We start from the raw sequence: 19612 nt of genomic DNA on the forward strand, positions 1-19612 counted from the left end.
ATACCGACAGTTTGATATGAAAAAAGTATACCTAACTTTCATCGTGGTATTACTATCGCCGTTTGCCTGTTTGGCCCAGTACACCATATACAAGCTTGAAAATAAAATAGGCATTGAGCGTGCGCTGATTGGCAATAACGGCAACCAGTTAATTAATATAATGGCAAACGATCGTGGTGCTGCCACGAGCCTTGCTGCATCCTTTTTACATGTAGGCAAGCAAATAAAATATACATCAACCGGTAATACATCACGCTTTACCACCGAACATATCGATACCGCTTTTGTAGCCGATGGCAGTTTCCCGCTTGGTATTAATGGCTCAATAAAAATGCATGAGCTATTTATTGGGGAGTGGGTAACTGCCGGAATGCCAGCTTTTATAACATCTGCCCTAACAAAAAATAAAGTCACCGTCGGCGTTTTGGGTAAAATGCCCGATGCGGTTAACGGCGGCTCGCTCACGGCTCTGGCTATCAATAACGGTCTGGATGAGATCCTGTGGATAAATGAAAAAAACGAGGCTGTATTCCTTTCCGGCTGTGATGCCGAAAGTGATAAACGGGAGGTGATTGACGATAGATATGCGGCCCGGTTTAAACTGCTTAGTCAAAAGTCCGACGATTACCTCATACAACGGTATCTTGAGGAGAACAAAGGTTTAGGGCAACATTTTGATATTATTGCTATTACGGGGGCCAATATTATCGATCTGGATGATGCCGGTAAAATAAAGCCTAACAGCATGTTGCTGTTAAAAGATGGAAAGATAGCCTATGTTGGTGCGTTAAATAAAGAAATGATCCCCACCCGGGCGCATATTATTGACGCGGCGGGCAAATTCCTGCTGCCGGGCTTATGGAATATGCATGCGCACCTTTTCCACCCCGAATATTTGAAACGCGAACTACTTTCGGGCGTTACCACGGTGCGTGATATGGGTAACGAGTTTGATCTGATCACTAAATTAAAATCGATAGCTGATAGTACAGGCGTTCCCGCCCCACATATTTTAGCGGCAGGCCTGCTTGATGGTGATTCGCCGAATGCCTTAGGGGCTACGAGGGGGAGCAATGAAGCCGGGATCAAAGCCAACATAAAGAAATACCACGACGCCGGTTTTAACCAGATCAAGATCTACAGCTACATTAAGAAAGGTGATTTCAATACGATAGTTAAAGAGGCAAGATCATATAACATGGATGTGGTTGGCCACCTGCCCAATGGTTATACTATTGGCTATTTTATTGATAATGGCATGAACAGTATCAGCCATATCCACTATTTTATGAACAACATGAAGTTTACTGGCGGCGACCTGACATCGGCCAATAAACCTTTAATAGATAAGCTGCTTGAAAAGAAGATCTACCTCGATCCTACCCTTAACGTATATGCCTTAACAGGCGATAAAAAAGTTGATTACTACAGGCGCTTTGTTAAACTGTTTTTTGATAGTGGTGTACCGATAGTTGCCGGTACCGATAATGAAGGCACCGTAGCCCAAGAGGTTCAGAACTATGTAAAGGCAGGCTTAAGTCTGCTGGATGCCATCCGTGCGGCTACCATAGTACCGGCAACCATGATGAAGATGAATAATGAAAGCGGTAGCATTGAGCAGGGAAAAAAAGCCGATATTTTACTGTTGAACAAGAACCCGCTTGAAGATATTACAGCGCTTAATGATATTGATACCGTTATAAAAGGGCAGTTGATATTTAAAAAATGATCGTAAAACATATTAATGACCGAAACCAACCTTATCAAACAAAAATTTAAAAGCGCCGTACAACGCGGGACCGGCGAGGCTCATTTATTAATGCAGGGCCATCCTGATCTTGATTTTTCAGCCTTAATTATAAAAGCCTGCATTAAAAATTTCGCTTACGATGGTCAATGCGAAAGCAGCCGGATTGGATATCTTTTCGAACTGATCAAACTATCCAACCAGGAGTACAAAATTAAAGAGGCGATACTTAAAGCCCTGTTAACCCCGCAAAAAGATACCTGGACGCTAACGCAGCTTTTTGAACTGGCTTTGTTGTTTGCCAAGCAAGGTGATATCCGCGCACGGCAGGTTATTTATGATGCCTTTGTGTCAAACCCGATGTGGGGATCGGATTGGGCCGGTACCTATCAAATTGTTGAACTTGATGGTATGAAGGGGCTTGAGTTTATTGCCGAAGAATTTGGAAAAAGACTGAGCAATAACCCCGAAGATTGGCACGACGATGACCTGATCAAGTATTTTCAAGGCAAGAACCCCGACATAGATGTATGGGCAACGCTTGATAAACAGGCGGAACAGAACTGTTTTGTTAAATTTCATGTTGATAATGTAAGGGAGATAACGGCCCGGCAGGCGGCACATTCAACCAGGCTGCGCCCGGTTTATAAAGATATTGTGGAAGAGGTTCTGTTAACCAAAAGCAGGTTTAAAATTTGGAATTTTAAGGACGATGGGGCCGGGCTGAATTTAATAGCAGAACGTTTAGCAACCGAAAAAAACAGGAATAATATCGAGAAGCTTTTATTAGTATTTACACAGAACGAATATCCGCTTGATAGCAACATAATTCTTAACCTTGCCCGGCATGGCGCTAATAAAAAGATCAGGCAGCGCGCTATTAACGCGCTGCAGTTTTTACAGGGAGAAGAGATAAGGCAGTTTGTTATTGATCATATCACTACAGTTAAAAATCCGCAAGATTATGTGAAAGGGCTTCGCTCAAACTACCAGCCGGGCGATCACGAATTGTTAACTCAACTGGTTGAAAAATGTAACAATGCAAGTGCTTTAGAATCGCTGGTTATCCATTACCAGGATATTTATCGTAATAACCCAACCCCCGAATGCCGCGGGCCGCTTGAAGCCCTTTATAACAAACACACTTGCGCACTTTGCCGGGAACATACTGTAGAGATATTGATTGATAATGGTGTTTTGAGCGATAAGATAAAAAGCGAGATCCGGTTTGATTGTAATGAGGGCATAAGGCAGTTATATGAAGATTAAACCATAGCAAAGGGTGCTGTGAGTAATAAGTGCGGCTTTGTTTGGTAACAAAACCAGCTGCGCATCATCTTAAAATATATAATATCTACATAAATTGACTGGGTTTCCTGACAATATAAAATTCCAGTACAGTTGGCGCAAATATCAACAACGTGTACTGGACGGACTTGATGATTATCTGATTGATGGGCATTTACATGTAATAGCTCCACCCGGATCTGGCAAAACTGTTTTAGGCCTGGAGGTTGCCCGGCAGATAAACAATGCTACGCTTATTCTTACACCTTCTATCGCCATCCGTAACCAATGGGTGCAACGGTTTTGCGATATGTTTTTACAAACCGCGGAGGTACCCGGCTGGATCTCGAAAGATATCCGCAAGCCTGCTTTCCTTACGGTAGTAACTTATCAGGGACTCCATGCGGCATGTAATAATTTGCGTGTGGCGGATGATGATAATGCCGAAGAAGAAGAGTTTGATGATGAACCTGCTCAAGCCTCGCATAACCAAAATCTTGAAAATATTATTGCGGGTTTAAAGCAGCAAAATATAAAAACCATAGTTATTGACGAAGCGCATCACCTTAAAAATGAATGGAACTACACATTAACCAAAGTTAAAGAGGCTATTGATCCAATTACTATCGGCCTTACCGCAACACCGCCATACGATGTATCGCCGAATGAATGGCAGCGATATATTGAACTTAATGGCCCGGTAAGCGTTGAGATCTCGGTGCCGGAACTGGTTATTGAAGCCGACCTTTGCCCTCACCAGGATTATGTTTACCTGAGCCTGCCTACCCAAACCGAAAAGGAAAATATCAGCAGTTTCAGGGAGCGGATGCAATTCGTTTTCGATGAAATAACGCAGGATGAGATACTGATCGTGGCCATAGAAAGCCATCCTGCCTGGATTGATCCCGAACAGCATCTTGATTGGATCTACAGTAATTTATCATGCTATTCGGCCAGCCTGATATTTTTGAACGCCTGCGGTCGTGAAATTTCAAAGGCCCATCTCGATATCATTGATGATAAGGATGTAAAGATCCCGGTGTTTGATTATTACTGGGCGGCAATATTGCTTGATTTTTATCTGTATAAGGAAAAGCTACAGTTTAAGGATTTTCAGGAGCACAACAAAAACCTTGAGAATAAGCTAAGGCGCAATGGTGCCATCGAAAAAAAGCAGATCAACTTTTCGCAAAACAGGCAGGTTACGGGTTCGCTCGCCTCAAGCATTAGCAAACTGCAAAGTATTAAACAGATAGTCGAGTTTGAATACGGGCAGCTGGGACATAATATGCGGATGGTAGTGCTTACAGATTATATCCGCAGCGAGTTTTATGTCAACAATGTTGTCAATAACATCGAACTAAACAAAATTGGTGTGATAACCATTTTTGAAAAATTGCGCCGTGAAAATGCTACCGGTATCCGGATAGGGGTTTTAACTGGTTCGGTAGTGATCATCCCGCATAAAGCATACACCGCCTTCGAGCTGGCAGCCCAGGCAAAGGGTTTAACTAAGCTGGTATGCACTAAGGTGCCTTTTGATGGCGATTACGTGTTGATTGAAGAATGTGCCGCACTAAAAAACGATATCGTTCATATCATCACCACCATTTTTCAGCAGGGAGAAATAGAATTGCTTATCGGCACAAAATCATTATTGGGCGAAGGTTGGGACGCTCCCGCCATTAATGCACTGATATTGGCCAGCTTTGTAGGCTCGTTTGTACTCTCAAACCAAATGCGTGGGCGGGCTATTCGTACCCAAAAGGGGAACAATGATAAAACAGGCAATATCTGGCACTTGGCCTGTATCGATACTACATTGGCAAATGGAGGCGATGATTTTGAAATGCTTACGCGGAGGTTTAAAAGTTTTGTAGGTATTTCCTTTAAGGGCGATAGGGGTATTGAAAATGGAATGGCCCGGTTAAATATTTCTGAAAATTTTTATGGCAGAACAGACATTGAAGAGCTAAACCAAAAAACGCTTAAACATGCATCTGACCGTGCCGGGCTTAAACAAAACTGGGATGCCGCGCTTGAAAAAGGCGTATCGTTAATTGAGGAGATCAAGATTCCGTTCCCCGAAGATCAGGAATATCAGGCCATTAAAAGCATGTATTTTGATCGTACTATCAAAAACCTAATTGTTTCGCTGCTGATTGGTATGGTTGATTATTTTATTGGGATGTTGGAGGGGATTGGCCGGAGTGGCAAAAGTATTTCCACACGGCAGGATCTGAACACTTACTTTTCTTTCGCTTTAATAATTGCAGTGTTTGTATTTGCCCGTAAAGCATTTAAAGCTTTTAGGCTATATGTTAAGTATCGTGACATAGCCAAGGATATACAAACCATTGGCGATACTTTGCTGAATACCCTGGTAAGTATAGGCATTGTGAAAACAGAAAGGACAAAGCTTGAGGTGGAAGCAACTGTAGATAAATTTGGAGCGGTTTACTGTTACATAGATGGCGGAACCACCTTCGAAAAATTCACTTTTATAAACATGCTGCATGAAATAACCGCGCCTATCGATAATCCTCGTTATGTGATAACCCGCCGGGCCATGTTTATGCGTTATATTAAGCAGGAGGATTTTCATGCAGTGCCCGAACTTATTGGCCGTAATAAAAGTACGGCGGTTTATTTCAGTAAAGAATGGCAGCGCCTTGTTGGTAACTGCGAACTCATTTTTACCCGCAGTGCCGAAGGCAGGAGGCTGTTGCTGAAGGCCCGCGTAAAATCGTTGGCGGCGCAGTTTCAAAAACGTGCCGAGCGTATAAATAAATGGCAGTAACAACAGGCTGTCGCGATGCACTGTATCGATAAATAGGAACTTTATATCGATGGCCGGCCAAAAAAACGGTGGTTAAAAATTTGGATATTAAAACTTAAATCACTTATCTTCGTTAATTACCAAAAGGCAAGACTATGCAGGCAAGTGGCTTACATAGTCTTGTTTGCTTTTATAAGCGTCGCGTCCTTTCTTGAAATAGGGAAGGGCGGTTTTTTTTGGATAACGAACAGTAATCATATTAATAAATTTTTGCGTTATGGCAGAGGTATCATACTATACCAAAGATGGTTTAGAGAAATTAAAAGAGGAACTACAACGATTAAAAACAACCGGTCGTTCTGATATATCAAAGGCTATTGCCGAAGCCCGCGATAAAGGCGATTTATCAGAAAATGCCGAATATGACGCGGCTAAAGAAGCCCAGGGCTTGCATGAAGCCAAAATAGCGCAAATGCAGGAAACGCTTGCTAATGCCCGTTTGCTTGATGAATCAAAAATTGATGTATCAAAGGTATTGGCGCTATCAATTGTTAAGATCAAAAACCTTAAAAATGGTGCAACCATGAGTTATCAGCTGGTATCTGAAAGTGAAGCGGATATGAAATCGGGCAAGATCTCGGTTACATCGCCTATTGCTAAGGGCCTATTGGGCAAAAAGGTTGGCGAAAAAACAGAGATCACCGTACCTGCCGGTAAAATTGAATTTGAGATCCTCGAGATTAGCAGGTAATTTTTATAAAAATACTTTAACGGGGTGGATGGTTTTTAAATAGGATCATTTGCCCCGTTGGCATAAACAAGCATCAACCAAACAAAAACAAACCCTTATGAGCAGCATTTTTTCGAAGATAGTAGCAGGCGAGATCCCGGCCTACGTAGTAGCCGAAAGTGTAGAATTTCTGGCTTTTTTGGATATTAACCCATTAGCTATAGGACACGTGTTGGTGATTCCTAAGAAGGAAGTGGATTACCTGTTTGATATTGATGACGAAACTTATACCGGCCTACAGTTATTTGCAAAAATTGTAGCCACCGGGCTTAGAAAAGCTATTCCTTGTAAGAGGATAGGTGTAGCGGTGATAGGACTTGAAGTTCCGCACGCGCACATACACCTGATACCGCTGCAAAATGTGGAGGATATTAATTTTTCGCGTCCGAAATTAAATCCAGGCCCCGAGGAGTTGAAAGAAACCGCCGAAAAAATAAAAGAGGCATTACGGTAGTTTTAAGCTGTTTAAATTAAATAGCCGAAATATCAAAAATTGTAATTGTGAGGTACGAAGCAATAACGAACTATACAGGTCGGACCTGCTTCATTGCGATTGCTTCGTACCTCGCAATGACATTGCGGAGAATCCTCTTTCAACAAAAAGAGCTACTTAACAACCCTTTTAGCATTATCCTTAACAAAAGTATCCCAACCCGAGTATGATTTTTTGCTGCCGGTTTTTCCCGCGCCGGTAGTAACCCGCTGAAAGGAATGACAAACGGCAACAGCCAAGCCATCTGTAGCATCTAAAAAATCGGGGGTTTCCTTAAATTTTAAAAGGCTTTGCAGCATGGCTGCCACTTGCTCTTTAGTGGCGCTTCCGTTACCTGTAATGGATTGTTTTATTTTGCGGGGCGCATACTCGGTAATATCAACATTGCGCGATAGGGCCGCGGCGATAGCCATACCCTGCGCCCTTCCCAGCTTAAGCATTACCTGTATGTTTTTACCATAAAACGGGGCTTCGATAGCCAGGCAATCGGGATGATAATTATCAATAAGGGCTACCGTTTTTTCAAATATGCGTTGCAGTTTCAGCATAGCATCATCCGTAACGGGCATTTTTACTACACCCATGGCAAGCATTTCAATTTTAGAGCCTGTTTCTTTCACCAGTCCGTAACCCATTACCACTGTTCCTGGGTCGATGCCTAAAATTATCCGCTCTTTTGTGTTTACCGCCTGCTGCATATCAACTCAAAGGTAACCAATCAAACCAAACTATTTTGCAGCACAGTCATATATTGCTTCCTGTCAATCATACGTGCGCCCATCGATTCGAGGTGATCCGTATGTACCTGGCAGTCTATCAATTTATAAAGGCCTGTACCAGCCAAATAAATAAGCGCCATTTTTGAAGCATTGTTTGCTCTGCTAAACATGCTTTCGCCGCAAAATACATCGCCAACGCGTACCCCATAAAGCCCGCCAACCAATTCATGGCCCTCCCAAACTTCAACCGAGTGCGCGTGGCCTGCGGCATGCAACCTGTTATAAGCGGCTATCATATCGGCCACTATCCAGGTGCCGTCCTGCCCCTCGCGTGGCACTGCTGAACAGGCTGTGATCACATCATTAAAGCAAGTATCAATAGTAACCCTGAATTTGCCCGATCGTATTACCTGCCGCATTGATTTGGAGATCCTCAACTCGTCAGGAAACAATACAAAGCGCTCGTGCGGCGAGTACCACAAAATAGGATCATCCTCGCTATACCACGGGAATATGCCGTTTTGATAGGCCAGCAATAACCTATCAACAGACAGATCACCGCCAACAGCCAAAAGCCCGTCTGGTTCGGCCAGATCGGGCTTTGGAAATATCAATCGTTCGTCGAGCCTGAATATCATTCAGGGGCAAAATTAAGCTTTACGACGGATCACCAGTTTTTTATTTTGCGCTTTGGCAATGGCATCCATGTACACCTGCATTTCATTGTATTTTGCGGCAGGTATAACGTGATTTTTTAAATTGAATTTAGTGGTGCTGATAACCTGGTTTTTAGCAGCATCATAAACATATTTAACATCGTAGGTGCCATAAGTAAATTTGAGGCTTTGATCGGTAGGTAAGGCATCAATTTCAAAACCTGCAGGCAGATCAATAGTGGTAACGCATGTTTTTAACATGGGTATCTCGAAAAAGTAATCGCTTTTTCGCTTTTCAAGCACAGGCATAGTGGCCTGCCAAATATCAAACACGCGGGGTTTGTAAAATTGTTTATTACCTGCTGCAACATCGCAAAACTTATCATATATCAGATCAATATCTACCTCCTTGGTTCCATCCTTATCGGTTGATGGTTTAAACTCAAATATCGAGGGCTGTTTCATATTAAGCCTGCGGATAAGGTATTGCTTTTGCTCGTCGGTTTTTAAAGCAGCTAAGCCAATGTAATCGTCGCGATAACCGCCGGTAGTTAAAATTTTAAGCTGAGCTTTAGCGCCGCCGTCGGCATCCAGTATAATATGGGCTTCGGCATTAAACTGATTATCGGCATCATTGCTGCGTGGGGTTTTAACCAATTTCCCGCCATCATCTGTAACTAACAGCGCGTACCTGTTTTCAGTAAAGGAGCCAAGCTTGCCAAATGATTTTTGCATGTTGGTGCATTCTAACCAGGTTGTATCTCCTTTAAACGGAACGCATAAAATGATATGGTTAAACGGATCGCTCGGGAATGATGGATCGGCTGGTTCTTCATTAGCGCCCGCGTTAATAATAGCATAGTACGATGGTATGTTTACTGCTTTAAGCAGGGCGTACATGTAATTTGATAAGGCTTTGCAATCGCCATATTTTTTCTGATCAACAAAAGTTGCCGGGAAAGGTTTCAAGCCGCCAATACCAAGCTGAATGCTCACATAGCGCATATTTTGCTGCATGTATTGGTACAAAAATTTGGCCTTTTCCTTATCCGTTTTGATATCAGCAGTCATTTTTTTGATCTCTTCAATCCGTTCGGGGCTAAGTGTGCATATATCGGCGTTTAAGGCCTGCTGCCATTTGCCATAGTTTTGCCAGGTGCTTATATCGCCCGGGATCCCTCCAAACTGGAACGAATTTGCGGCAAACATGATCTTGGGCATAACCTGCCACGCTTCGGCATCATCCTCGGGCTTTATGGCTTTTAAATTTTTTACGTGCCAGGTATATTTTTCAAGTTCACCAACCGCGCTTTTTTCAGGCTTAATGTTAATGTTTTTGTTCATGTACCTGAAGCCTACAGCAGGGTTTACAAAAAAGGTGTAGTCGGCATTTTGAACCGAGCGTTCGCGTGTTTGAATATTCCACTCGCCAAGGTCAAGATAGCTGTTCCTATCAGTTTCGTATATGATCTCAATTGTGGTGGGGTAAATTGAAATGGTATGTTCTACAAGCAGCACGCGGTCGTCGGTTACAATTGAAATACCATCAATAGCTGCACGGTCATAAAAATCGCTTTTGCGGTATTTTTTGATCATGGTGCCGGCGGCGTTGTACACCAGCATCTGTGCATCATCGATACTTGAAAACTTTTTATCATAAAATAATGGCAGAAAGGCCGCGCCATCGCCTTTTTCGTTTAAAACAGTAATGATAGCGTGGTGCCTCGTCATCATTTTACCTGGCCCTTTTACCGTTACCTCATCTGATGAATAGCGAACTACCGAATTTGCATCTTCCTTCAACGAATCGGGAATGGTTGAGGCTATATAAAGATCCTTAGAGATATTTTTATCCTGGCCATATACTGTAGCCAACGAGACAAACAGAACTGCTACGGTTAATAGCAGCCTGTTAAAAAACTTGATACACATACTAATTGATTATGTTTTTTTGAGTACAACCTGTTGGTTAAGTTTCCCGAAAAACTTTTTCCAAAACTGAGGCTAAGCTTTTTTCAATACAATTTGCTCATTGATCATATCCTGCATCTGTTTATAAAATTCGTGCAGCTCAGGATAGTTCTCTTTTTCGTAAAAGGTTTTTTCGTAGGTTATAACGTAGCGAACTACAATTACTCCGTTTTGTTCGGCCATAACCCGTCTAAAACTGATGCTTTGGTCTGGAATTACCATACGTATGCTTTTTGGTAGCGCATCAACTTTATAGCCTGCGGGTATTTTGTAAGTGCCGGCTATTTCATAGCGGTTTCGGTGCCCAAAATCAATATCGGTCGATCGTTTTTCGTTTATAAAAGGGTTTACCTTAATTGGTGTGAACAAATTAGGGTTAACATAAATATAGTTTCCGTCCGATCCGGTAAGTTCAAGGTTAAAAGCTATGTTCTGAACTAATGGAAGGGTGTCGCTTTCCATATCGTTCATTTTTAATGACGTTATTTTAAGGTTATTGTCATTATCCCTCAGGTAATCGATATATTTTTTCTCGCCATCAGTTTTGTAGCGCTCGCAGCTATTGATCTTGTGATAGCTAAAGCTGCTGATATCTGCCGTGCCGGTCATTTTGCCATCAGCCATGATCTCGGCATTGATAATGGTTACCTGCCTGGCGGGCTGCTCTTTTTTGATAAAAAGCATATCGTAGGTATTGGCCGGTTTATCGATATACAGGCCCAGTGAGTTAAGCAGGTTATCAGGAGTTTCGTTATACATGTTATACTTGCTGGTAGCATCAAGTATATATTCTTTAGTAGTATCAACAGGTATATAAACCACTGCCCTGTTAAATTGCGAAAGCGATGTATTATAACGGTTTACTTTTCCATGCTCGCGCGTACTCACTATCATGGGATAAATTTCTTTTATGCCTGATTGTTTAAGCAGGTGATATAAAATGATATTCACCTCGGCCGAGTTGCCTGTTTTCTTTTCCCAGGCGCGGTAGGTACCATCGTTGGTGTACCAGCGGTCAACGCCATCCCATTTCATGGTGTTTTTTACAGCGTTAAATATATAGGCTATTTTTTCCTCGTCGGTTTTAAAAGTTTTGGCCTTGGCAATAATGGGCTCTTCATCTTTTAATTTACGTTTAAGCTGGCCTCCAAAGTCTTCATCATCAGCAATAATACCGCCTACTTTGGCCCAGGTATCTGAATATGACTTGTAAAAGCCATAGTTTGATTTTACTGAAGTGAGGTTAAACTGCAACGAAATGGTGTTATCGGCATATGAGCGCATAAAAGGTTCATCACGCAACGAAGGGATATTTTCTATCACCCGGGTATCCTTTTCTTCGTTATACGATAATGAACTGTTGCCAGGCATTGTGCGGGCTTCAGATTTATGTATGCTTTTTGAGTAAGGCATCCAAACATGGTTCACCTCCCTGAAGTATAACAGATCGGGAATAGAAGTATCCAGCTCGCTATACTTCACCGGTATTTTTTGCTGAAAATCCCAGGATGGGAAATTGCTTATCGAAACAGTGTGGTATTTGTATTTATATTCAATTACCGAACCTGCTTTTACGTTAGGCATCGAAAACACTATTACGCTACGCACCCTGTCAATAGCCTGCGTATAAATAAGCTTTTTATCAAGTTTGGTTATTTCGGGTTTGCCGTTAACCAGGTTAATGGTTTGGGCTTCTACACCGGTAATATATTCAAGCCGGTTGCCGCCAATGTATTCAATACGGATGTTTGCTTCATCTTTGGCGTTGTCATTAAATATTTTGATGCGCTTGTGGTATTCGCCAATAATGTCAAACGAGCCATCGTAATATACGTCGCCTTTGTTAAAAAGCACTTCGGCGTTGGCATCCGGTTCAAAATCACATTTGGTCATTTCCAGGTCGGCAACATCTACTTTGCCAAATACAACTGGTTTAGGGGCTGCTGTTTGCGCCTGTGCTGAGAGGGTAAAAAGGGCTACTCCCGCGAGTGTTAAAAGCCTGTTCATTGTAATAAGGTTTAATCGGTGCTAAGATAACAATAAACTTACATTGTTACGAAAAGTAATTAATAGCCATTTTATTTATTTTTTTTGAAAGAAAAGCTGTTTTATCTGCCTGTTTGCTGTGGCTTATGCTATTTTGGCATTAAATTTTATTTACCACGCCCGTTTATGTACATTTATTTAACTGGCATTTGGATTGATATACTGTAATTAATGAAACAAAAATTTTATGATACTGCTGTGAAGCAGGAGAAAGCTGTACTTGTTGGTGTAATAACACCAAATGAAACTGATGAGATGGAAAAGGAACACCTTGAGGAGTTGGAGTTCCTGGCCAGTACTGCCGGGGCGTTGACTGTAAACCAATTCACTCAAAAGCTACAGCGCCCGGATAGGGCAACCTTTGTAGGTTCAGGTAAACTGGAAGAAATTAAAGCCTACGTTATTGAAGAAGAAATTGATATAGTTATTTTTGATGATGGCCTTTCGCCATCGCAATTGCGTAATATAGAGAATGAACTACAGGTAAAGATCCTGGATCGGAATAACCTTATCCTGGATATTTTTGCAAGCCGGGCTCAAACGGCACAGGCCAAAACACAGGTTGAACTGGCGCAGTTACAATACCTGTTGCCCCGTTTAACCCGTCTCTGGACTCACCTTGAGCGCCAAAAAGGTGGTATTGGTATGCGTGGGCCGGGTGAGTCGCAAATTGAAACCGACCGTCGTTTGATCTTGAATAAAATATCCTTATTAAAGGAAAGGCTTAAGCAAATAGACAAACAGAACGAAACCCAGCGCAAAAATCGCCACCAATTGGTGCGTACCGCGTTGGTGGGCTACACCAACGTTGGTAAATCAACTATCCTGAATATGATTGCCAAATCGGAAGTGCTTGCCGAAAATAAGCTTTTTGCTACGCTGGATACTACGGTGAGAAAAGTGGTGATAGAGAACCTACCCTTGCTGATGTCGGACACGGTTGGGTTTATCCGCAAGTTACCTCACCATTTGGTTGAGTGTTTTAAATCGACCCTTGATGAAACCCGCGAGGCTGATATCCTGATCCATGTGGTTGATATTTCGCACCCTAATTTTGAAGACCAGATCCGCACGGTAAATGAAACCCTGAAAGATATCGGCGCTATTGATAAACGCATCATTACAGTATTTAATAAAGTAGATGCCTTTAAACCCGAAGATCATTTGGTTGAAACCCAAGGCGAACCATTAACTCTTGACGATTTTAAGCATAGCTGGATGGCTAAGAATAATGCACCGGCCATATTTATTTCGGCAACTAAAAAGGAGAATGTGGATGAGTTTAGGGCTTTATTGTATAGTGAGGTGAAGGCGATCCATACCGAGAGGTATCCGTACGATCAGCTGCTTTATTGATATCATTTACCGGTTGGTGTATATTGATAAACCACCTCATAAGGCTTATCCATCCATTTCTTAGCAATACTGCCAATGGCCAGGTTTTCGGCCTGCGGGGTTGGTTCACAAAATGAATATACCCTGCCTTTGTAAATGATGGGTGTACCTATTGGTTTATCAAACTGTACGGCCATGGTAATATGGGTTGGATATAAAACCGCTATCATAGGGAGGTTATAGATCTCCTTCACCAAATAAAAAAACAAGGCGGCCCTGTCGTCACAATCGCTGTATTTTGCAAACAGAGTTTCCTCCGGCGACAGGCGCTTTTCTTTCCCGAAATTTTCCTCATCAGTTTCATATAAAAATGCGTAGCGGGTAAAGCGCATCAGGTAATCAACGCCTTTTTTCTGATCCATGTTCGTTAAATTTTTTTTAAGTAGCGGGATCAGCGAGCCATAGGTTTCTTTGCTCATGGGGATGTTAAAGTACGATTCAAAATCAACCACCGGATAATTGGCAAATATCGTTTCTACATCTTTATTCAGTTTGATGTTGAAATAGTAAACTTTGTGATTGTAGGTAAACTGGAGTTCTTTATCAATATAGCTATCCGGGCTAAAATCGGGCATGCGGGTTATTTTGTATGAAAAGCTTTTAGTTGCCTCGGGTATGTTAATGTTAACCGGAATTGGCTGGTCCTGGTTAAGATTGGTGTTGGGATAATCATGGTAATTGAGGCAGATATATTTTTTATCGCCTACCATAAAAAACGGGATATCTTCAACATCCTCATCATTCAAAACATAAAAAATAACTTTGCTTGACGTAAGTGCAAGCCGGGCATCATATCCGGATTTGGCGAGTAGAAACCATTTGTAAAGCGTGTACCGGGCGTAGTTGTTTTCTTTTGGGCTGATTTGCTGTGCCGCTCTGCGAATTAATTGGTAGTAAAGCCAATCGCTTAATTGATAATGTTGTTGAAAAGCCTTCAATGAATCAATTACCGCTTGATAACCTGATAGGTTTAGTCGGTTATAAAAAGCTTTAACATCTTTAGATGTAAGCGTTTTCGGGGCATCAACCCATAAAGTACTATCCGCAGCAGTATTAAAAGTACCTTCATAAAAGTCAAAGCGAAGCCTTTGATCTTTATGTTGGCCATATGCGAAAGTCAATGAAAAGATCAGCAGTAATGTACACCATACATTAAGCGGCCGTATCATGAAGATTTATAATTGGTATATTAAATATACGTAATTATAAAATAAAGGGTGTGTTAAGTTTTAAGAAGTTTTATGAAAAATTATTTTTTTGGAGATAACAAATCTTCCGGCGAAATGCGCTTAACCTCCATAAAAACCTGGTTAAGATGATCGAAATCTTTATCGGTAGTTACTAAGGTTAAGCCGAGGAGGGCGGCTGTTGAGGCTATCCAGAGATCGTTTTTGCCCATGTTGCGGGGAGTGGTGAAGGGGTAATCATCATATCCCGGATTGCGCCGTTGTGAATAAGCGTCAATTTGCGAATAAGCGTTTATCAAAGTTTCATTAACTTCCAATACGTTACACGAATCATAAAAATCTTTAACAACTTCCCATCTTTCGATACTCCAGTTATTTTGAAATGCAATTGATTTAAGTTCTCCTATTGAAACTATAGAAAGGTAAACCCTGTCATTGTCAAGATCAACAGGGATGTTTTTCAAAATCTGCTCCGGATTTTTACTTAGATATAATAATATGTTAGTATCAAGTAACAGGTTCATTTACTTGCATTAAGCGTTTCTAATGCGCTTTTTAATTCTTCATCGGTCAAAAATGAATCTGGAGAAAATGAAGCCATCTTTTCCTTAAAGTCTTTTAAACTTTTCCCCATCTTGTTTGCAAAGGCCGTGGCCCCACCTGCTGCTAAAACTTCATCTATAGCGTATGACTTGGGATTTTCAGGAATATAAGGTATTGTATGTTCTTCTGTTTTGGCTATTTTAAACTTCATTTTAAATCCTCCCTTCCACACAAATATACCAATTGTGTCTAAATGTTTAGATATTTAAATGTCGTACTTTAGTTATCACGCTGTCAAAAATATCCCATCCTTTATTTCCGGAATAATCCCTTTCTCCAACGCAGTATCAAACATCAGGTTAATGGCTTTTCGGCCTTCCACGCCCAGATCAACCGAGTATTGGTTTACATAAAGTTCGATGTGTTTATACATTACTTCCTCGCTCATTTCCTGTGCATGCTGGCGAATAAATTCTAAACCCGATTTAGGATTAGCAAAAGCAAACTCGACAGATTTACGCAGCACCCGGTTTATTTTATGCTGAACATCTAACGGTAAATTACGGTTGGCTACAATGCCGCCCAACGGGATAGCGCAGCCGGTGCGTTTTTCCCAATAATCGCCAAGGTCGATGATCTTTTTCAGGCCTTTATCCTGGTAGGTGAAACGGTTTTCGTGAATGATGAGGCCGATATCGATACGGCCATCCAGTACAGAGTCTTCAATTTCAGAGAACACGATCTCTTTTTTGTTGGTAGCTTCCGGGAAAGCAAGGCCTAATAGAAAGTTAGCCGTAGTGAATTTACCTGGGATACCTATTACAGGTTCTCTCGTACCTGATTTAGGATCATTGATCAAATTCTTTTCCAAATCCGAAACTGAAATTTCAGTATCCGAAATTAACATGGGTCCTACGCCAAAACCCAACGCGCTACCCGAATCAAGCAATACATATTTATCGGTCATATAGGCAAAGGCATGGTAGCTGAGCTTAGTAATATCCAATTCGCCGCGAAAAGCTTTTTGGTTAAGGGTTTCCACATCATCATAAAACACCTCAAACTCCAGCCCTTCGGTATCAATTTTATGGTGAATGAGGGCATCAAAAATAAAAGTATCGTTAGGGCAGGGCGAAAATCCGAGCGTTAGTTTCATGGTAGATAGATTACGTGTTAATGATCTGGCTAACCAGGTCGGTGGCAAATGTATTCAGATTTTTAATGGCCAGGCCAATGTTCCATGCCTCGCGGTTACGTTTTTCAACATAATTTGACACAGCCCTGATCTGCAGGCAAGGCACATTCATCTGCCGGCAGGCATAAAAAAAGGCTGCACCTTCCATGCTTTCCAGTTGCGGGTTTAAACGCTGCTGTACTTTTTGGATGGATGGTTCATGGCCGTGAACTGTGTTAACGGTGATAGCCCTGGCCTTTTTTAAATAAAAGCTCGGATAAACCTCGTCAAGTGATGTGGTAGGCGTAAAAACACTTTCACCAAACCCCAGCGTATCTATATTAATAAAAGCATCATCGTCCTGCGCGCCAAGCTCCGAAAAAGTATCTTCGGTGATCTCCAGTACATCGCCTAAATTAAAATTACGATCGAAACTGCCGGCAATGCCCAGGTTAATGGCCAGATCATAAGTGTGATTGCTGAGTTGCCGGGCCATGCCGAAAGCGGTTGGCACCATGCCCGCGCCGGTTACCAGCACATCTACTTTGTTACCAAAAACGTTAACTAAAGGCCCTACTTCAAATTTGGTGGCTGCAACAATGAGTATAAGCATATTGCATTATTTTGACGGCTAATATAAAACAACTCACCTGTTTTTGTTTTGTATATTTGCACCCAATTTGTTATGATGATACATATAACGCGCAAGGAACATTTTAATGCCGCTCACCGGATGTACCGTGAGGAATGGAGCGCTGAAAAAAACTTTGAGGTATTTGGCAAATGTGCCAACCCCAACTGGCATGGCCACAATTACAACCTGTTTGTAACTGTAAAAGGCGAGGTTACCCATGCAACGGGTTACCTGATAGACTTGAAAGAGCTCAAAATAATAATCAACGAATATGTGATCGAAAAGCTCGATCATAAAAATATCAATAAAGATGTTGATTTTATGGCAGGCAAAATGGCATCGACCGAGTTGCTTTGCATTGAGATATTTAACCAGTTAAAAGGCCCTATTGAAGCTTACGAAGGTGTGTTTTTACACTCTGTAAAGTTGTATGAAACCGAAAATAATTCTGCCGAGTATTTTGGCGGTTAATTTTATAAAATGAGCGATTCCCAATTTAACCAGGATACCGACGACGACGATTTCGGCGGATACATTAAAATAGATCGTTACAACCAGGACCGTATTGATAGTTTGAAAACCAACTATCATAATGTGCTCAAGGAGATAGGCGAAGATGCCGAGCGCGAAGGCCTGTTAAAAACTCCCGAGCGTGTAGCTAAAGCCATGCTTTACCTCACTCACGGCTACGAACTGAATGCCGAAGAGATCTTAAACTCGGCAAAGTTTAAGGAAGATTACAGCCAGATGGTAGTGGTAAAAGATATTGAGGTATACTCGATGTGCGAACACCACATGCTGCCCTTTTTTGGTAAAGCCCACGTGGCTTATATTCCTAACGGCCATGTGGTTGGGTTAAGCAAAATTCCGCGTGTAGTTGATGTGTTTGCCCGCCGTTTACAGGTGCAGGAACGTTTAACCAACGAGATCCGCGATTGTATCCAGCAAACTCTTAACCCTATAGGTGTAGGCGTAGTTATTGAATGCCGCCACCTGTGCATGAGCATGCGCGGCGTACAAAAGCAAAATTCGGTAACCACAACATCGGCCTTCACCGGCGAGTTTTTGAAAGAAAAAACCAGGACCGAGTTTTTGAATTTAATTTCATCGAAGTTGAGTTAAGCCCTTTGGGCAGAGATTAGAGGTTGGAGGCCAGAGATTAGGTTTTGAGAACTTATCCTGATACCAACCTTTAATCGCCAAACAACTAATCTCTAATTAACTAACCTCTAATCTCTAAAACAATGAAAGCATATATTTTCCCGGGCCAGGGTGCCCAGTTTCCGGGTATGGGCAAAGACCTGTACGAGCAATCAGAAAAAGCGCGTGAGCTGTTTGAAAAAGCTAACGAGATATTAGGTTTCCGCATTACGGATGTAATGTTTGAAGGTACTGCAGATGATTTGGTACAAACCAACGTTACCCAGCCTGCTATATTTTTACACTCCACAATTTTAGCAACAGTTTTGGGTGATGATTTCAAACCGGAAATGGTTGCCGGTCATTCATTGGGTGAATTCTCTGCATTGGTTGCTGCTGGTGCACTAACTTTTGAAGATGGTTTGAAACTGGTTGCGGCACGAGCCAACGCCATGCAAAAAGCCTGCGAGATCCAGCCATCAACCATGGCCGCTATCTTAGGCCTGGATGATTTTACGGTTGAAGATATTTGCGAGCGTATTAGCGAAGTAGTAGTACCTGCTAACTATAACTGCCCCGGCCAATTAGTAATATCTGGCTCAATTGCCGGTATTGATGAGGCTTGTGCGAAAATGACCGAAGCCGGTGCCAAACGTGCCCTGAAATTGAAAGTTGGTGGCGCGTTCCACTCGCCGTTAATGGAAGCGGCAAGGGTTGAATTGGAAGCTGCTATTGTAGCTACCGAGATCAAAGCTCCGGTATGCCCTATTTACCAAAATATTGATGCCAAACCATATACCGATCCTGAATCGATCAAGAAAAACCTGATCGCTCAGCTTACCGGTGCCGTTAGGTGGACACAAACCGTACAACATATGTTAGAAGACGGCGCGACTTCATTTACTGAAGTAGGGCCGGGCAACGTTTTACAAGGCCTTGTTAAAAAGGTTGATAAAACAGCCGTGACGGCCAGCGCAGTATTGCCGCAATAATTTTTTAAGGGTCACAATCAACATTGTGGCCCTTACTTTTGTTATAGGCGTGTAACAAA

Annotated in this window: 18 protein-coding genes; 9 read left to right on the forward strand and 9 right to left on the reverse strand. The window is 42.0% G+C overall.

Translation table 11 applies throughout. The features are described 5' to 3' along the window. The first annotated feature begins 16 nt into the window (after positions 1-16). The 5 genes from AAFN85_RS18470 (at position 17) to AAFN85_RS18490 (ending at position 7057) form a co-directional block, all read left to right on the forward strand. Positions 17-1729, forward strand: coding sequence for an amidohydrolase family protein (locus AAFN85_RS18470; protein WP_347529086.1), 1713 nt, complete (start codon positions 17-19; stop codon positions 1727-1729). A 15-nt stretch (positions 1730-1744) separates the two neighbouring features. Further along, positions 1745-3016, forward strand: coding sequence for a hypothetical protein (locus tag AAFN85_RS18475; RefSeq protein ID WP_347529087.1), 1272 nt, complete (start codon positions 1745-1747; stop codon positions 3014-3016). Between the two features lie 94 nt (positions 3017-3110). Continuing rightward, the gene (locus AAFN85_RS18480; RefSeq protein WP_347529088.1) at positions 3111-5834 is read left to right on the forward strand and encodes a DEAD/DEAH box helicase family protein; all 2724 of its coding nucleotides are present in this window, start codon (positions 3111-3113) and stop codon (positions 5832-5834) included. Between the two features lie 256 nt (positions 5835-6090). After that, positions 6091-6564 carry a transcription elongation factor GreA gene (gene greA / locus AAFN85_RS18485; RefSeq protein ID WP_347529089.1) on the forward strand — a complete coding sequence of 158 codons (474 nt, stop codon included), beginning with the start codon at positions 6091-6093 and terminating at the stop codon, positions 6562-6564. A gap of 97 nt (positions 6565-6661) precedes the next feature. Further along, positions 6662-7057 (forward strand): HIT family protein, encoded by a 396-nt coding sequence (locus tag AAFN85_RS18490; RefSeq protein WP_347529090.1) that lies wholly within the window; start codon positions 6662-6664, stop codon positions 7055-7057. A gap of 152 nt (positions 7058-7209) precedes the next feature. On the opposite strand, the gene ruvC is transcribed toward AAFN85_RS18490, so the two are convergent. The 4 genes from ruvC to AAFN85_RS18510 form a co-directional block, all read right to left on the reverse strand. Next, a complete protein-coding gene (gene ruvC / locus AAFN85_RS18495; protein WP_347529091.1) occupies positions 7210-7794 on the reverse strand; it encodes a crossover junction endodeoxyribonuclease RuvC in 585 nt (194 codons plus the stop codon). Between the two features lie 20 nt (positions 7795-7814). Further along, positions 7815-8453, reverse strand: a complete 639-nt coding sequence (gene aat / locus AAFN85_RS18500; protein ID WP_347529092.1) for a leucyl/phenylalanyl-tRNA--protein transferase — start codon at positions 8451-8453, stop codon at positions 7815-7817. A gap of 12 nt (positions 8454-8465) precedes the next feature. Then, entirely contained in the window at positions 8466-10403 is a 1938-nt protein-coding gene (locus tag AAFN85_RS18505) for a DUF3857 domain-containing transglutaminase family protein (protein WP_347529093.1), read from the reverse strand. Between the two features lie 72 nt (positions 10404-10475). After that, a complete protein-coding gene (locus AAFN85_RS18510; protein WP_347529094.1) occupies positions 10476-12449 on the reverse strand; it encodes a DUF3857 domain-containing protein in 1974 nt (657 codons plus the stop codon). 210 nt (positions 12450-12659) lie between these two features. Between AAFN85_RS18510 and hflX the strand changes: the two genes are divergently transcribed. Next, positions 12660-13844, forward strand: coding sequence for a GTPase HflX (gene hflX / locus AAFN85_RS18515; protein WP_347529095.1), 1185 nt, complete (start codon positions 12660-12662; stop codon positions 13842-13844). 2 nt (positions 13845-13846) lie between these two features. On the opposite strand, the gene AAFN85_RS18520 is transcribed toward hflX, so the two are convergent. The 5 genes from AAFN85_RS18520 to mqnB form a co-directional block, all read right to left on the reverse strand. Continuing rightward, a complete protein-coding gene (locus AAFN85_RS18520; RefSeq protein WP_347529096.1) occupies positions 13847-15052 on the reverse strand; it encodes a hypothetical protein in 1206 nt (401 codons plus the stop codon). A gap of 80 nt (positions 15053-15132) precedes the next feature. After that, entirely contained in the window at positions 15133-15594 is a 462-nt protein-coding gene (locus AAFN85_RS18525; protein WP_347529097.1) for a type II toxin-antitoxin system VapC family toxin, read from the reverse strand. Further along, positions 15591-15824, reverse strand: coding sequence for a hypothetical protein (locus AAFN85_RS18530; RefSeq protein ID WP_347529098.1), 234 nt, complete (start codon positions 15822-15824; stop codon positions 15591-15593). The genes AAFN85_RS18525 and AAFN85_RS18530 overlap by 4 nt, the downstream gene beginning before the upstream one ends. Before the next feature lie 75 nt (positions 15825-15899). Further along, entirely contained in the window at positions 15900-16769 is an 870-nt protein-coding gene (locus AAFN85_RS18535; RefSeq protein WP_347529099.1) for a 1,4-dihydroxy-6-naphthoate synthase, read from the reverse strand. 10 nt (positions 16770-16779) lie between these two features. After that, a complete protein-coding gene (gene mqnB, locus AAFN85_RS18540) occupies positions 16780-17400 on the reverse strand; it encodes a futalosine hydrolase (protein WP_347529100.1) in 621 nt (206 codons plus the stop codon). Between the two features lie 75 nt (positions 17401-17475). Between mqnB and AAFN85_RS18545 the strand changes: the two genes are divergently transcribed. The 3 genes from AAFN85_RS18545 (at position 17476) to fabD (ending at position 19553) form a co-directional block, all read left to right on the forward strand. Next, the gene (locus tag AAFN85_RS18545; protein ID WP_090534603.1) at positions 17476-17892 is read left to right on the forward strand and encodes a 6-carboxytetrahydropterin synthase; all 417 of its coding nucleotides are present in this window, start codon (positions 17476-17478) and stop codon (positions 17890-17892) included. A 9-nt stretch (positions 17893-17901) separates the two neighbouring features. Continuing rightward, the gene (gene folE, locus AAFN85_RS18550; RefSeq protein WP_347529101.1) at positions 17902-18543 is read left to right on the forward strand and encodes a GTP cyclohydrolase I FolE; all 642 of its coding nucleotides are present in this window, start codon (positions 17902-17904) and stop codon (positions 18541-18543) included. 122 nt (positions 18544-18665) lie between these two features. Next, positions 18666-19553: an ACP S-malonyltransferase gene (gene fabD, locus AAFN85_RS18555; RefSeq protein WP_347529102.1), complete on the forward strand. Its 888-nt coding sequence runs from the start codon at positions 18666-18668 to the stop codon at positions 19551-19553. Positions 19554-19612: the final 59 nt, after the last annotated feature.

This window comes from Mucilaginibacter sp. CAU 1740 (genome assembly GCF_039839285.1).
GTDB lineage: Bacteria > Bacteroidota > Bacteroidia > Sphingobacteriales > Sphingobacteriaceae > Mucilaginibacter.